The sequence below is a fragment of the Palleniella muris genome (genome assembly GCF_004792655.1).
GTDB lineage: Bacteria > Bacteroidota > Bacteroidia > Bacteroidales > Bacteroidaceae > Prevotella > Prevotella muris_A.
In genome coordinates this window covers 91,343-106,224 of sequence record NZ_SRZC01000006.1, presented here as the reverse complement: position 1 = coordinate 106,224, position 14,882 = coordinate 91,343, and the positions used below count along the sequence as shown (strand labels likewise).

Genomic DNA, 14,882 nt, shown 5'->3' with positions numbered 1-14,882 from the left:
TGCACCATGAGTGTGGCGTTCCGTAGAAAAACAGAAAAGCGTTTCCAGTTCATACATTTTACATAAAAAATAGAGCTTTCGCTCTTGTTCTCTGACTCTGAATACCGCCAAACATTCAACATATGAGAACAAGCAGATGGAAGGTTCACGCTCCATGGGCGTGAGCCGTTCTGTGCTTGTTATATGTGCAGGTCACTTGGCGGTAACCTTGAGTCAGACAAGCCGATGAACGGTTACACGCCTTTTTTGTGTCTATCAATTAACAACGTAAATCAAACAAAAAATGTAAAATGATGAACCAATTGTCATCTAACAGTGCGGCATGGCGCTCTTCAACCTCCATGATTTTCTGGGGCGTACTCGCCCTGACTGTTTTCGGCTGCGCCGCTTCCTTTTGTGGATTCTTCTTTAGTATTATCGATACTGCGAAAGGATATCTTGATAACCTGTCTGATGTAGCCGCCTCTTTCGGAGACCAATCTCATGCTGAAGGTTTCTTTAAGTTTTATGCAGTACATGGCAGGATTTCATTCTGTACCCGTGTATTTGAAGTGCTGGCCATCGGTGGCTGGGTTGCCTATGTCTTAGGACTTTCCAAATTCCGGGATACACAATCGACAGAAAAAGGACGCTGGCTGACAGGAAGCCTCTATTCAGCTTGCTGGATAGGACTTGCCGGCATGGCATGTACGTTTATCGGCAGTTTCCTCGGTATGTTTGGCTTATTGTTCCGCTTTGTGGGTTGGGTGCTTAACCTTATCTCCTTGTTTAAGTTCCGCGGGGCGTTCAATCACCTGGGCATTGAAGAAACTTGGAACAGTCTGGCACAGAGAGGAGCCGGAAATCTTCGTGTCTCTTACACCTTCGGAATCATCCTTGCCTTCTATCCCATCATAGTATTCCTGACAGCATTGTTTATCGGTTTGGGTTCCATCAGCAATTTCTCCAATATCGTAAGTAGTTTTGCCGGTGACGGAATGGATGCCATTGCTTCACTGATTGGCGGCTCTATAGCGATATTTGTTCTCTTGGCATTGGCGGCGATTGTCTTCTGGATTTGTCAGGTCTGCTACCTTATTAGCGGCTGGTGCAAGATCAACAATGGTTCGCTTGCCGGTGCTGATGAAGACGAATGTTGGTCGGATAACAGTACAATTATGACTCTGTGCTCAATCCTTGCCACAATTGTTCTCATTGGACTTGCTTCATGGTTTTGCATTTCACCGATTACACATAAAGGTGCGACATACACAATCGGAAAGAATAATGTTGAAGATGTGCGTCCTTCAGAAGAGACGATGTTCTCAGAAGATAATGACGAACCTGCCTCAACGTATCCCAAAACGGAAGAAACGTCAACCGCAATAGAGGAAGCAGAGACCCAGGATGAGCCGGAAGGTAATGAATACACTGATAATTACAAAGGCACAATCGATGGCAAACATGCCATAGAGATGACTCTTACCACAGACGGAGGTGCATATTACAGTGGCGAATATTTCTATACCAAAAAGAAACAGCCAATCCAACTGCGTGGTCAACTTACTGACGACTATGAGCATCTTGTCCTTGAAGAATATGTAGGCATGAACATGACCGGAAAATTTGAAGGCACTCTCACTCGCAATGGCTATTATGGCACATGGACAAGTGCTGACGGTGAAAACAGTTATCCATTCTCAGTAACTAAAAAGTAACAGACCATGAAGCATCTCTTATTGCTACTGACGGCTACAACATGTTTCCTTTCGGCCGTTGCCCAAGTGCGTATACCGTTCAACGTTCCACTGCCGAGGTGGAAAGCACTTGTAACACCGACAATGGAAGGACAACTTTTCAAAACTTCCGATATGCAATCCGACATTCTGATTTGCATTGCCGGGCCTGAGTATGATGAATACGAATGGCACAGACAGTCTTCCAAACCTCTTAATGAAGGCGGAACCAGCATGGTTATCACTCCCGGAACTGTTTTGCCTGTAAAATCCGAGGGGCATGGTTTGATGATAGAAGTGGAATTCAGTACTTATGTTTCCGGAATTTTCAATGGATACACTCAGTCTTATGGCCTTAAAGAAGTAGAGGCTATGCCTGTAACAATTAAGGATTTGGAAGAGTGCACCTATGTCGTTTGTGTTCCTGATGCAGAGGGAAATATAACTGTAGTTCTCGAACGTGGGACGGAGGAGCATGTAGGTTGGGCAGATACTTTCTATATCGGAATGCTCAAGGAAGGATATGTCGTTTTCCCGTACACCTGTACTGTTGAACGCAATCCCGAGTCAAATCATTCGGGCATCCTTAACGGAAAGCTTGGTTACGACATAGACCTTTCAAAATTCACTTTGAGGGATGTCGAATACATCCTTAAGCATGCAGAGTCTATTGAAGACAACGTTTATGCTGTAATGTTTGCATACAATACAAGTGAAGGCAGACGTGCAATGTGGTTTGAAACTCGTCTGGTAGGTGATGAAACCGGTACTTCTGTTTCCGTCGACGACAATCAGATATACACGCAGGTAGAGCAAGAACCCACTTATCCCGGCGGTCCGGCAGCTCTTCTTGCATGCATATTAAAGAACACTCGTTACCCGCTGGTTGCAGCAGAAAGCAACATTCAAGGGAACGTCGTGGTGAAATTTATCGTTGAGAAAGATTGTTCAATCACTAATGTGGAAGTGGTTAAGCCGGTTGATTGCAGTCTCGACCGCGAAGCTGTTAGAGTAGTAAAGGCATTAGGAAAGATGTCTTCTCCGGGCAAGGTAAACGGTCGTGCTGTAAGGTCGTATTATTCAGTTCCTGTAAATTTCAAATTGTAAAGCTACTATGAAGAATTATATCAAATTTATTGCATTGGCATTAAGCCTTAGCGTGGTTTCCTGTGCTCCTCAACGCACAGGCTCTTCTTCTGATGAAACAAAGGTAGAACAGGTGTTCCCACCTATCGGACTATATTATGGCATGCCGACAGCAATGTTCGGCAGTACCCCTGGTTATGAGATAAAACCGTCGAATTTGCCTGACTATGTAACCTATCCCAATGACCTCGCAAAGATGGGATTGCGCGGAAAAGTCAAGTCAGTCAGAGAGAAAGTCAGTACTTTTTCATGGACCTACACCTTTAATACGGCAGGGAATCTGACGGACTACCAATTTCGCATGGACTCTCAAGGAAGATACGGCGAAGGAGCAAAGGCAGAGTATAATGAAGCCGGAGAGTTGACGCTTCTTGGGCGCAATTTCCGAGGTCAAAGTCCAAACAGCCATTCTTATAGCTACAAGAAAGGAAAGCTCGCCCGCCGTTCATCATCGCATGGCGAACGCCTGTACTGCTATCATGACAGTATGGATGTCCTGGTTCCCGACAGCATAGTGACAAATGGCCTGACACCATACCTTAATATCAAGTTCATCCAACGAGACGACATGATACTTGTCGGGCGGATGACCCATAAACGGTCATCACTGCCGGGGAATTTTTCGGCAGACAAAGCCGAAAGCGTGATGGAATACGCACCCGACGGACAGTTGAAGGCTATCCGCACCATGTATCGCGGCGTGAAAGGGTATAGGGCATCTGTGCTCTACGGACTGACAGAGTACACTTACAATGAACAAGGAGATGTGGCAAAGAAGGAGTTTTACCTCTTTACAGACAAAGCTCCTCTTACGGATGAGACATTGCTTTCCACGGCTGTACACCATGGTATTGACACTTTTGAATACCGGTATGATGGACAAGGTAATTGGGTGTCCATAACAATGGGCTCGGAACCCAAGCCGACAAGTTCCATAGATTTCAACACTATGTCACGAACCATTGATTATTATTCAGAAGAAGAGCTTCAGGCAACAGGGAAGGAAAAGAAGGACCTTGAAGAAAAGCCTTTCGTGGGAATGTGGACTTTTAGCAAGACGGAAGACATGGGAGAGGGCGACAAGTATAGATACCGTGGTACAATTGTATTGAATCTCTATGAAAAGTTCATGCCGGACGGCGGTGAAGAGCCACAATGGGGCATTGTGTATTCGGGAATGAGCAACACCTTGGGAGCTAACCGCAATGGCTCTTACAACATCACAGACTTCAAAATCGATGGAAATACAATCAAAATCAACTTGGAAGAGATGTGCTCAGGTGCGAAATATTCTGCAAAACTGAAATACAATCCGGCAGACAAGTCGATAACCATGACTGATGTTTTGGAAACGTATGGAGGCGATGAGAGTATGGCCGGCTTTATAGAAGTTCCCCAATCGGTAAAATATTCATTTCTACGGCGTACAACCTCTTCAAAATAATACGCTTTTTTGTTTTTATGAAGTGTAACCTTTTGCATTGTGAAAGGTTACACTTTGTGTTGTCAAAGGTAACCCTTTGCATGGTGAAAGGTTACCTTTCGCCGGAGTGGTTTAAAAAGAAAAAAGCGACTACCTTCACAGGCTATCGCTCTTACCTTCAATAGGTACTAGTTTAAGGTAAAAAGATTGTTTTCAGGATAACGATTGCAAAGATATTGCATTTTCTTGATTTATGCAAATTTTTCTTGCGCTTTTTTACTGTTTAATTTGCTGTTAACGCGCACATTAATAATACTTAACTTAAAAAGGCAGTAGAATTCAAAATATATATGTTCGATTTCTGCTTTTTGATGAAAAATGAATTCTTGTGTGATAATAAACTTATCCGATAGCAATAAAATGCTACTTTTGTACGTTATTTTACTGTAATGAGACGAATAATATACATAATTATATCTATTGTCTGCTGTTTTCATTCTGTCATGGCAGAGGCACAGACACATCCTGAGGGAGGGAACACATTCACACTCTCGGGCAGGGTCACAGACGAGAATCAAGACCCACTGGAGCTTGCGACAGTGACCATACTGCCGCAGATGAAGGTGGCATTCACGAATCTTAAGGGCAATTACTCGCTCAGTGGTGTTTCCGCTGACAGCGTGGTGGTGCGCTTCTCCATGGTGGGCTACAAGACGAAGACGCGTGTGTTGCGCCGTCCGAAGGGAAAACTTACCCTGCAGGTGCAGATGTTTGCCGACAACCGGATAGGAGAGGTGGTAGTCACGGAGAAAAGGCGTCAGACAGGCTCCACGGAAATGCTTGACAAAGAGGACCTGAAGACAGTGCAGAGGTCGGCTTCCATTACGGGGAATGCCGTGGAGGACATGATTCAGACACAGGCAGGAGTGTCAACCCATTCGGAATTGTCCTCGCAGTACAATGTACGTGGCGGCGCTTTTGACGAGAATTCCGTATATATAAATAATGTGGAGGTCTACCGTCCTTTCCTTGTGCGTAACGGCCAGCAGGAGGGACTGTCGGTCATCAATCCCGACATGGTGGAGTCTGTGGGCTTCTCCACCGGCGGTTATGAGGCGAAATACGGCGACAAGATGTCCTCTGCCTTGGACATAAAGTACCGTCGTCCTGAGAAATTCGAGGCAAACGTAATGGCATCGCTCCTCGGTGCGAGTGGGTTCGTGGGCTTTTCGACAAAGAAATTCTCATGGAGCAATGGCTTGCGGTACAAGCGCACAAGCAGTCTGCTGGGCAAGATGGACACAAAGGGCGAGTACGACCCTTCTTTCCTTGACTATCAGACGTATATGGTCTACTCGCCGAACAAGCGTTGGGACATCAGTTTCTTGGGCAATATTTCAGAGAACCACTACAACTTCACACCTGAAAACCGTGAGACAACCTTCGGCACTCAGGACAATGTGAAGTCTCTGCGCATATATTTCGACGGTCAGGAGAAGGACTTGTTCCGCACATTCTTTGGCACTTTGGGCATCACACGCAAGTTTACGGAGAAGACGAAGCTGTCGCTTATGGGCTCTGCTTTCTCCACCAAGGAGCAGGAAACGTATGACATTCAGGGACAATACTGGCTTGACCAGACCGAGACATCGGAGAATCTTGGTGTCGGAACGTATTTCGAGCATACAAGGAATTACCTCAAAGCAAGGGTGCTGAGTACCAAACTGATGCTTGAACATAAGTCGCGCAAGCATGAATTCCTTGCAGGGCTCACTCTGAAAAAAGAGCATATAGAGGAGAAATCGCGTGAATATGAGTATCGCGACTCATCGGGATACTCTGTCCCTCATACGGGTCATGACCTTCACATGATATACACGCTCTCGGCAAACAATGTCCTTGACGCGACGCGTATAGAGGCTTTCATGCAGGACAGTTACCGTTTCACTTCCGGAGGTTGGGACGCTGAGAAGAATGAGCGTGACGAGAACCGCATGACATTGTACACTTTGAACTACGGTGTGCGCTTCGCCAACTGGTCGTTCAACAAGGAGAGCATTGTCTCTCCCCGTGTGTCGCTCTCCATTGTGCCGGGAAAGAACCATGATGTGACATACCGCTTTGCCGCGGGTCTGTACTATCAGGCGCCGTTCTATAAGGAACTGCGTGACACATCGACAGTGGACGGTGTGACAACGGCGTTGCTTAACGAGAACATCAAGTCGCAGCGTTCCATTCACCTGATAGCAGCCTATGACAGGCGCTTCCGCGTTTCGGAGAAGAGGTATAGGTTTTCTGCCGAGCTTTACTATAAGGCGCTGTCCAATCTTGTGCCTTACTCTGTGTCGAATGTGAAGGTTGTGTACTATGGAACTAATGAGGCGTCGGGACATACCGCAGGCTTGGACCTCAAGCTATATGGCGAGTTTGTGCCCGGAACAGACTCCTGGTTGTCGTTCTCGGTCATGAACACAGGCATGAAGCTGCATGGAAAGTCAGTTCCGCTGCCTACCGACCAGCGTTATGCCGTGAACCTTTTCTTCACGGATTATTTCCCCGGCACGCAGCGTCTTAAGATGGCGTTGAAGTTAGCCTTTGCCGACGGTCTCCCGTTTGCCGCCCCTCACCGTGGTGTTGAGGACAATAATTTCCGCGCTCCGGCATACAAGCGTGCGGACATCGGCATGAGCTACCGCCTGTATGACAATGAGCGGAAGGACGGAAAGGGAAAGCGCGACAAGAAGAAGGCTTTCCGCAACATCTGGCTTGGTGTGGACTGCCTGAACCTTTTCGGTATTAACAATGTCAATTCCTACTATTGGGTGACGGATGTCTCCAACCATCAGTATGCCGTTCCTAACTATCTGACCGGCAGGCAGATTAATGCCAAGGTGCAGATTGAGTTCTGAAAATATCGGATTTTAGTGTCTCCGATGAACGAAACGTCATAGTCTTTTGCAGAATGTGGACACATTTCTTTTGAATTGTTTTGCAAATATCATAAGAATATTGTAACTTTGTGACATAAAATCAATAGTTATGACAGAATTGATAGTAAAAGTTGAAAACACGACTATGCTTGATGAATTGCTGACAGCAATAGGCATGCTAAAAGGTGTTGTGGAGGTTAAGGCGAAAAAACTGCATAAGACAGGGCTTGACAGAGCTTTGGATGATGTCAGGTCTGGTAATTTGTACACTGTCGATAGTATTGATGAACTGATTAATGAGTGTAAACCATGACATACACTTTGAAAGTGACAGGTGAGTTTAAACGTTCTTTGAAGCGGTGCCTGAAACGTGGTTATGATTCCAATCTTATAACTGAGGTCTTGAATATTCTAAAAGAAAAAGGGCGAGTTGCCTAAAGAATATAAGCCCCATAGGCTTCATGGGCAATACGAGGGGTTATGGGAATGCCACATAGCACCGGACTGGCTGTTGGTTTGGGATAAGAAAGAAACTGAACTGTTGCTGATACTTATGCGCACCGGCACTCATTCGGATATTTTCAAATAATGCAAAAACTATTACAAAACAACAAGAGGCTATGTCATGAAAGATGAACATAGCCTCTTGTTGTTGTATATGTGGATTTGGGTTAATTAAGTTTCGTGAGGTTGAAACCTGATATTTTTCCGTCGTTGCTTACCATTGCCGATACGCGGTAGTCGGACTTTGTGACAGTGCCGTTGCGCTCAACATCCTGCGTTGCGGAGAATGAAACGCTGTACTCATATTCGTTTTCTGCAATCTCGCGCTTCTCGATTTTGTACGACTGCGGGTCAATTCGCCATATCATGTTGTCAACATCATCCTTGTAGATTTTGCGCATGAAGGTGACCACATCCTGTGCATTGGCGTTTGATTTGCCAAGGAATGAGTCGATTACCATACCCACTGTTGCCGTAAGTCGTGACTCATCCTTTGAGTTTATGCTTTGGAAGAACTGGCGGAAGAGAGAGGTGACCATCTCTTTCTCGTCAGATTGCACCATGGTGCTGAGGATTTTGGACAGCATGACATTAGCTTCGTCAATGAATCTGCCGTCAGGATGCTGCACGGTGTACTCTTTAAGTTCGTCCTCAGAGTTGCTTTTCTTTGCTGCAACCCAATCGAGAGAATCCAGTCTGACCAATGCCTCCTGCCTGTGGACGGACTCTGGATGAGCGTCAATGTAGGCTTGCAGTTTCTGGCGAGAGTTGCTCAGTATGGCGTTGTTCCATTCTTCGTCCCCTTTTTGCAGAGCGATGAGGTGCGCTTCTATGGAATCGCGGTGCGCTTCCGGTGCGTCATTGTAGCGTAGGAGATAGTTCTGCAGCACTTCCGGGTCTGTGGAGCGCATGGCAAACTCATAGTCTTCCTCTTCCTTTGTGCTCTGTGCCCGGCTGTAGAAATAGAACAGTCCCAGGCAGATTACTGTCGCAAAGACAAAGGCGATGGCAAGAGTCTTTCCGCCTTTATTGGGCTCTTTGCTGCCGTTTGTGCCGGAATCGTGAGTTTCGGCGTGTTGTACAGCGTTTGTGTTGGTGGAAGTTACTGTTGCAGGAGCTGTGTTTGCCGCATCTGTACCAGCATTAGGTGCAACGGCGTTTGTATTGTTTTTCGGCGCGTCTTTTGGCGCATGGCAGTTCGGGCAGATGCCGTCAGCTGTGAAATAAAGGTGTCCGCAATGGTGGCAGTGTGTCACTTTTCCAGCTATTTCGACACCACAGGACGGACATGTCGGGGCTTTGTCGCTCACTTGCCGTCCGCATTCGGGACATTTTATAATCATGTTTCTTTTCTTAATTGTTTGTTCTTATTTCTTGTGTTTGTACCTTATCTCCTTCAGTTTGTGCCTCCTCATGAAGCGCGATTTGTCAACATATCCTTTTATTCCTTTGATATGTCCCTTGCCGGTGTATTGCCAAAGGGTGTAATCCAAGTCGTCTTTCAGTTTCGGTTCATGCTGAGTGTACTGCGCAATCATGACCTTGTAGCCGTCAAGTTTCCCCAACAGATATTTGTCATAGAAGTTTGCGCCGGTGTAGAGGAGAGGCTTCTGCTTGTAATACTTCTCGACAAGGTCAAGGAATTTGAACAGAGAGTCGCAGAAAGCCTGTGTCTGCAAGCCGTTTGTCACCTCGATGTCAATCATCGGCACAAGGTCTTGTTCATGCGGTCTGCACTGTGTCGTGAAGTTTCTCAGCTGTTTTTGCTGTGGTGTCTTTGGGCGATAGAAATGGTAAGAGCCTACCGCCAGCCCGTTCTTGTGAGCCGTCTTGAGGTTGTTCTCGTATTTCGAGTCTATGCGGTCGCCACCCTCGGTTGCCTTGATATAGACATACGCCATGTTGGAGTTCTCCGCTATGGTCTCCCAAAACACATGCCCTTGATAGTGGCTTATGTCAATGCCATGGATGTGGTTGCATGTATCCTCGCATTCCACGCCTGCCATGTTTGGGTCAATGGGCTTCTTTACCCTCTTCCTTGTCGGCAGGTCATAATCAAACCCTTCAGGGAGTATAAGCCCTGTCGGCAGTTTCTCCACTTTGGCGGCTCTGTCGCGCACAGCCTTTATGGCAGGGATATCCTGCGCCTGCACAGTCATTGCCGTTAGCGACATCAATGTGCAGACGAGGTAAAATACAATGTTTTTCAGGATTATGGTGTTCATACTCTTTGCAAAATTACTATATCGCGGGCGAAAAACAAAATAAATTAATAATTATTTTATTTTTGTCCGGAAAAGGTTTTGTGGAATGCCGTGGCATAGCCGTTGAAGATGTTGATGTCCACAGGTGTCTTTATGCCTGCCACTCTGCCATCGGGACTGAGCTGCCAGAACACAAGATGCACGTCAGGCTTGTACTCTCCGTAGCGTGCAATCCAGATGTTGTAGTTCTTTTTTATATACCTTGCATCAGTCTTTGTGTCAGTCTCGTTGAGATGCTTGTTTATGAACGACTGGCTGACATAAAGGATAGGGCGCACGCCCCACTGCTTCTCCACAGCCTCCAGCCACAGCCTTGCCCTTGCAAGGAGCACTTTCTCGCCTCCAACCGCCCGTATCTGTGCTTCCAACGGTTCAAGGTCAAGCACGGGAGGGAGGTCGCCATGGCTGTAGTGGCTGTTCTTTATGAAGTAAGCAGCCTGTGCCTGCGCACCGCTTTTCGTGGAGAAAAAGTGGTAAGAGCCGACTTTGTACCCATGCTTGCGTGCCTGTGCGTAGTCGTTCCTGTAATAGGTGTTTTGGATGGATATGCCTTCTGTGCTTTTGATGTACACGAAAGAAATCGGGAAATCGACAGTTCCGTTGACCTTTTTCTTTGACAATGTGCCAAGGGATGTTATGCGCAGCCGGTCCCATTGTATAGGGTAGACAATCTTCCGGCGCACTCTTATCCTGCGCCATTGCTTTCCTCTCCTGACTTTCTTGATGACAGTGCGGTAGCCTTTCCTGCCCGGCAGTTCATGCTGCCAGCGCGAAATGTCGATGCCGTAGACATGGTTGGCGGAATAGACCGGCTGTTCGCCCTTGAACTTTCCGTTCTCCCACTTGCCGGCGCGGACACGGTTGTCGAAGCCGATGCCGAAGCCATGGCGCGCTTTCAGTGAGTCACTGTACTCCCCTTCGTAGTATCCGCCGCCTTTATAGTGTATCGCCACAAGGTTCTGCCCTTTCTGCTGCATGCGGCAGATTATTGTGTCGGCAGGTACTGACAGGGCTTTTGACGGCGTGTCTCCATACCCTATGCTGTCCGCTCCAAGATAGACAGGACGGAAACCGTCACTGCGGAACTGCCTGACGAAGAGCCTCAGCGCGTCATCTGTAGCCCCGAATGCCTTGTAGCCCTTGCGCAGGGTGAATCGCTCCTTAGCCTTGAATCGCTCTTTTCCGTTGACAATGCAATAAGAAGCCTTTTCTTCAACACGGAAAACTTTGCTTTTCTGCAACTTGCGTATGCTTGCCATGAGTGCCGAGACCGAGTCCTGCCTGTGCAGAATCCTTTCCCTGTGGCGTATGACGACATCAAAACCCTCGTCCTGCATGTCGTGAGAGTGCATGTAATAGTCTATTTCCGACAGCTGGTTGCAGTAGTTCCGCTGCAAGGCGGTGAGTGTCGCAAGCTCCCGGCGTAGCATTGCCGGCACGGAATCCTCGCGTATGACGGTCAGAGGGCGTTCCTCCGCACTGTCGGTTTTGCATGCTACAAGTCCGAAGCATGACGGCAGCCACAGCCGGTTGACCCATGAAGCGGGTCGCTCCCTTGTTATCCTTCGCAGGAAAAGCGAGTCCCGGGCTGTCGCCACGAGTGTGTCTTTGCCGGGAAAAACAAAGATATGCAGCGAGTCTGAGCCATCCTCGTCAGTGAGAAGGCTGTATTTCTGTTCCTCCAAAGTCACCGCGGAAAGTGGCGTTGGGGAGTCATAATAGAAGCGTGAGACAACCGCAGCGACTGCGATAACCGCTGCAATGGCAATGTGAATATGTTTTTTCCGTAACCTCATGTGTATGAAAAAAAAAACGAGACATCCAAGGCTTTCACCTTGAGTGTCTCGCTTTGGTTGTAGCACCTCCACGAATCTGCAACTGCATGGAGGGCAAACGACCATATATATTAATATGGTGGGTCTCCTTACTTCTTCAGTTTTGCGTAGCGGCTCATGAAGCGATCGACACGACCTGCTGTATCGACAAGCTTGCTCTTGCCTGTGTAGAATGGGTGAGAGGTGCTTGAGATTTCGACCTTCACTACCGGATAAGTCTCGCCTTCGAACTCGATTGTGTCGTTAGTCTTGGCTGTAGAGCGTGTGAGGAACATATCGCCGTTAGACATATCCTTGAATACGACAGGGCGGTAGTTCTCTGGGTGAATACCTTTTTTCATTTCTTTGTTCTTTTGTTTAGTTTATACGATTATTGCATAAAGCAGATGCAAAGGTACTAAGAAAAGTTGAAACAGAAAAAGGAAATGCTGAAAGCAAGTCGGTTATTAGCATATATTAACATAAATACGCCACTTCTTTTGCCTGTTTCTCGCAAAGATTTATTAATTTTGCTCACTGAAATAACCTTTTGTTGCCTATGGAAGCCACAGTGCTTGGTGGGCATCGTAAAACCCAAGACAATGACAATCATCGGAATAGCAGGAGGTACCGGTTCCGGAAAAACCTCTGTCGTGAAGAAAATCGTTGAGGCTCTGCCTCCCAACTATGTCACTGTGATACCGCAGGACTCGTACTATAATGACACAACCGGGCTTACTGACGAGGAGCGTAAGGCGATAAATTTCGACCACCCTGACGCTTTCGACTGGGAGCTCCTCATAGAGCAAATCAATGAACTTAAGGCTGGGCGTGCCATAGAGCAGCCGACTTATTCGTATCTCATAAGCAACCGCTTGCCGGAAACCATACATGTGGAGCCGAAGCCGGTGATTATCGTCGAGGGAATCATGGCACTTGTCGACAAGCGTCTGCGTGACATGATGGACCTGAAGATATATGTCGACTGTGATGCGGACATCCGTCTGCTGCGCAACATACAGCGTGACACCATCGACCGAGGACGCACTGTGACAATGGTCATGGAGCGTTACATCAAGGTGCTTAAGCCTATGCACGAACAGTTCATAGAGCCGACGAAGCGTTTCGCCAATGTCATCATCCCTGAGGGTGCGAGCAACACGCCGGGAATAGACATTGTATGCAAGTACATAGAGCGGCTTTGCGGAGTGATAGAGTAGGGAAACAGGTTCTTGTATATAAAACCGCATCAGCGGTGGCTATACTGTGATATAGCCTGTGCATTAGGTTTGCAAAGCCTGTGCATGGAACCGCGTTAGCGGTGATAAGAAAGTAGCCGTGGGGCGCACCCCACGGATTGCAGGAAATCGTTATACAACGACCGATTTGTCGGTCGAATAGGGTTGAGTGTTGTGGGGTTGTTCGACCGATAAATCGGTCGGTAACAGAAAAATACATGCAAAAATCCGTGGGTACGACCCACGGCTACTCTATTCAACCGCTAATGCGGTTCGTTGGAATGGACTTTAATTTATGGAACAGAAAACAAGAACTACTGTTTCCATAATGACACATTGATTTTCAAGCTGTTACAGATGACGTGGCGAAAGGTTACGATTCGTGCGGCAAAGTGTTACCTTTTGGGAGGTAAAAGGTAACCTTTCGTATGGTGAAAGGCTACACTTTGTTTGCCTGCCTGTGACGGGTGCTTTTTCCTTGTGTCACGGATGCTTTTGTGAGGGGTGTCGGCACGTTCTGCAGAGCGGCATCTCGGAATGATTTTTATAATAAGGATAAATTGTTTATGGATAAGATAAGGACACCATATTTCTGTATCGATACCGACCGTTTGGAGCAGAATCTCCGTGTACTGCGCGGTGTGACGGACAGGACAGGATGCAAGATACTTTTGGCACAGAAGTGCTTCAGCTGTTACGGGCTGTACCCTTTGGTGGCGGATTATTTGGCGGGTGCGACGGCAAGCGGCATTTTTGAGGCGCAGCTGTGGCACGAAGAGGGCAGGGGAGAGAACCATGTCTTCTCGCCGGCATTCAAGGAGGAGGATATGGAACGCATATTTGAAATATGCGACCATATAGACTTCAATTCGCCACGGCAGCTGAGCCTTTACGGCAAGCGTGCGAAGGATGCCGGACTGCAAGTAGGTTTGCGCATCAATCCGGAATGCTCCACACAGGAAGGACACGCCATTTATGACCCTTGCGCTCCGGGTTCGCGCCTCGGAACGACGCTCGCCGTGTTTGAACGGGAGGTCGCCGGCACACCGTTGATGTCGCTTCTTGACGGCATTCATTTCCATACACTCTGCGAACAGAACAGCGACGACCTTGAAAAGACACTCGATGCCGTGGAGGAAAAGTTCGGAAAGTATCTGCATGGCATGCGCTGGATAAACTTTGGCGGCGGACATCATATAACAAGGGATGACTACGAAATACCTCGTCTTGAGCGTTGCATCAGGAGCATGCAGGGGAAATACGGTCTTGAAGTCTATCTTGAGCCGGGCGAAGCGGTGGCTTTGAATGCCGGAACGCTCCATTCCCAAGTGCTTGAAGTGCAGGCGAAAAGCGGCGATGGCGTACGGAACGTTATCCTTGACACCTCTGCCGCCTGCCACATGCCTGACGTCATAGAGATGCCTTACACACCGCCTTTGGAGAAAGTCAAGGGCGAGCGTTACACTGCTCCCGACGCTTCGGATGCCGAATGCCGCAAGTACCGCTTCGGAGGACCTACGTGTCTCAGCGGTGATGTCATCGGAACGTATGACATGGCGTGTGAACTGACCGAAGGTGATGAGGTCGTTTTTGGCGACATGGCTATCTATTCCATGGTCAAGACGAACACGTTCAACGGTATGCCGCTGCCGGACATATACATAAAAAAAAGAGAAACGCTCCGCCTTTGGAAACGCTTCTCCTATGAAGATTTCAAGTCAAGGGTGTGAAAGGCATTTGCTTTTCGCACCTTTTTTCATGGTTCTGCAAGATTTGGTGTGGGTGTGGATAATATGCAATATGCATACAGGGGCATTGCCGAGTATTCCCATTAAGTGTGGCTCTGCC

At 47.6% G+C, this 14,882-nt stretch carries 12 protein-coding genes; 8 read left to right on the top strand and 4 right to left on the bottom strand.

What is annotated here, in order from left to right; translation table 11 throughout:
* Positions 1-290 precede the first annotated feature (290 nt).
* From E5358_RS05055 to E5358_RS15550, 6 genes are all read left to right on the top strand, one after another.
* Positions 291-1,697: a hypothetical protein gene (locus E5358_RS05055; protein ID WP_135939168.1), complete on the top strand. Its 1,407-nt coding sequence runs from the start codon at positions 291-293 to the stop codon at positions 1,695-1,697.
* Between the two features lie 6 nt (positions 1,698-1,703).
* On the top strand, positions 1,704-2,822 hold the full coding sequence (locus E5358_RS05050) for an energy transducer TonB (RefSeq protein WP_135939167.1): 1,119 nt from the start codon (positions 1,704-1,706) through the stop codon (positions 2,820-2,822).
* A gap of 7 nt (positions 2,823-2,829) precedes the next feature.
* The gene (locus tag E5358_RS05045) at positions 2,830-4,305 is read left to right on the top strand and encodes a hypothetical protein (protein WP_135939166.1); all 1,476 of its coding nucleotides are present in this window, start codon (positions 2,830-2,832) and stop codon (positions 4,303-4,305) included.
* 428 nt (positions 4,306-4,733) lie between these two features.
* Positions 4,734-7,193: a TonB-dependent receptor gene (locus E5358_RS05040; RefSeq protein ID WP_135939165.1), complete on the top strand. Its 2,460-nt coding sequence runs from the start codon at positions 4,734-4,736 to the stop codon at positions 7,191-7,193.
* 130 nt (positions 7,194-7,323) lie between these two features.
* Positions 7,324-7,527 carry a hypothetical protein gene (locus tag E5358_RS05035; protein WP_135939164.1) on the top strand — a complete coding sequence of 68 codons (204 nt, stop codon included), beginning with the start codon at positions 7,324-7,326 and terminating at the stop codon, positions 7,525-7,527.
* Positions 7,528-7,644: 117 nt separating this feature from the next.
* Positions 7,645-7,803: a type II toxin-antitoxin system YafQ family toxin gene (locus E5358_RS15550; protein ID WP_422121062.1), complete on the top strand. Its 159-nt coding sequence runs from the start codon at positions 7,645-7,647 to the stop codon at positions 7,801-7,803.
* A gap of 82 nt (positions 7,804-7,885) precedes the next feature.
* On the opposite strand, the gene E5358_RS05025 is transcribed toward E5358_RS15550, so the two are convergent.
* From E5358_RS05025 to E5358_RS05010, 4 genes are all read right to left on the bottom strand, one after another.
* Positions 7,886-9,061, bottom strand: a complete 1,176-nt coding sequence (locus E5358_RS05025; protein WP_135939163.1) for a zinc ribbon domain-containing protein — start codon at positions 9,059-9,061, stop codon at positions 7,886-7,888.
* 24 nt (positions 9,062-9,085) lie between these two features.
* Complete coding sequence (locus tag E5358_RS05020; RefSeq protein WP_135939207.1) at positions 9,086-9,724, bottom strand: glycoside hydrolase family 25 protein; 639 nt, start codon at positions 9,722-9,724, stop codon at positions 9,086-9,088.
* A 275-nt stretch (positions 9,725-9,999) separates the two neighbouring features.
* On the bottom strand, positions 10,000-11,778 hold the full coding sequence (locus tag E5358_RS05015; protein ID WP_168354587.1) for a glycoside hydrolase family 25 protein: 1,779 nt from the start codon (positions 11,776-11,778) through the stop codon (positions 10,000-10,002).
* Positions 11,779-11,906: 128 nt separating this feature from the next.
* A complete protein-coding gene (locus E5358_RS05010) occupies positions 11,907-12,158 on the bottom strand; it encodes a type B 50S ribosomal protein L31 (RefSeq protein WP_135939161.1) in 252 nt (83 codons plus the stop codon).
* A gap of 240 nt (positions 12,159-12,398) precedes the next feature.
* On the opposite strand from E5358_RS05010, the gene udk reads away from it, so the two are divergent.
* Both udk and E5358_RS05000 read left to right on the top strand, forming a co-directional pair.
* Positions 12,399-13,016, top strand: a complete 618-nt coding sequence (gene udk / locus E5358_RS05005) for a uridine kinase (RefSeq protein ID WP_135939160.1) — start codon at positions 12,399-12,401, stop codon at positions 13,014-13,016.
* Positions 13,017-13,600: 584 nt separating this feature from the next.
* Positions 13,601-14,764, top strand: a complete 1,164-nt coding sequence (locus tag E5358_RS05000; RefSeq protein ID WP_135939159.1) for a carboxynorspermidine decarboxylase — start codon at positions 13,601-13,603, stop codon at positions 14,762-14,764.
* Positions 14,765-14,882: the final 118 nt, after the last annotated feature.

Bases quoted from the DNA above. Each gene is read 5' to 3' on its own strand.
- E5358_RS05055 (WP_135939168.1), top strand. From the start codon at position 291: ATGATGAACCAATTGTCATCTAACAGTGCGGCATGGCGCTCTTCAACC.
- E5358_RS05050 (WP_135939167.1), top strand. From the start codon at position 1,704: ATGAAGCATCTCTTATTGCTACTGACGGCTACAACATGTTTCCTTTCG.
- E5358_RS05045 (WP_135939166.1), top strand. From the start codon at position 2,830: ATGAAGAATTATATCAAATTTATTGCATTGGCATTAAGCCTTAGCGTG.
- E5358_RS05040 (WP_135939165.1), top strand. From the start codon at position 4,734: ATGAGACGAATAATATACATAATTATATCTATTGTCTGCTGTTTTCAT.
- E5358_RS05035 (WP_135939164.1), top strand. From the start codon at position 7,324: ATGACAGAATTGATAGTAAAAGTTGAAAACACGACTATGCTTGATGAA.
- E5358_RS05025 (WP_135939163.1), bottom strand. From the start codon at position 9,061: ATGATTATAAAATGTCCCGAATGCGGACGGCAAGTGAGCGACAAAGCC.
- E5358_RS05020 (WP_135939207.1), bottom strand. From the start codon at position 9,724: ATGGCAGGCGTGGAATGCGAGGATACATGCAACCACATCCATGGCATT.
- E5358_RS05015 (WP_168354587.1), bottom strand. From the start codon at position 11,778: ATGAGGTTACGGAAAAAACATATTCACATTGCCATTGCAGCGGTTATC.
- E5358_RS05010 (WP_135939161.1), bottom strand. From the start codon at position 12,158: ATGAAAAAAGGTATTCACCCAGAGAACTACCGCCCTGTCGTATTCAAG.
- udk (WP_135939160.1), top strand. From the start codon at position 12,399: ATGACAATCATCGGAATAGCAGGAGGTACCGGTTCCGGAAAAACCTCT.
- E5358_RS05000 (WP_135939159.1), top strand. From the start codon at position 13,601: ATGGATAAGATAAGGACACCATATTTCTGTATCGATACCGACCGTTTG.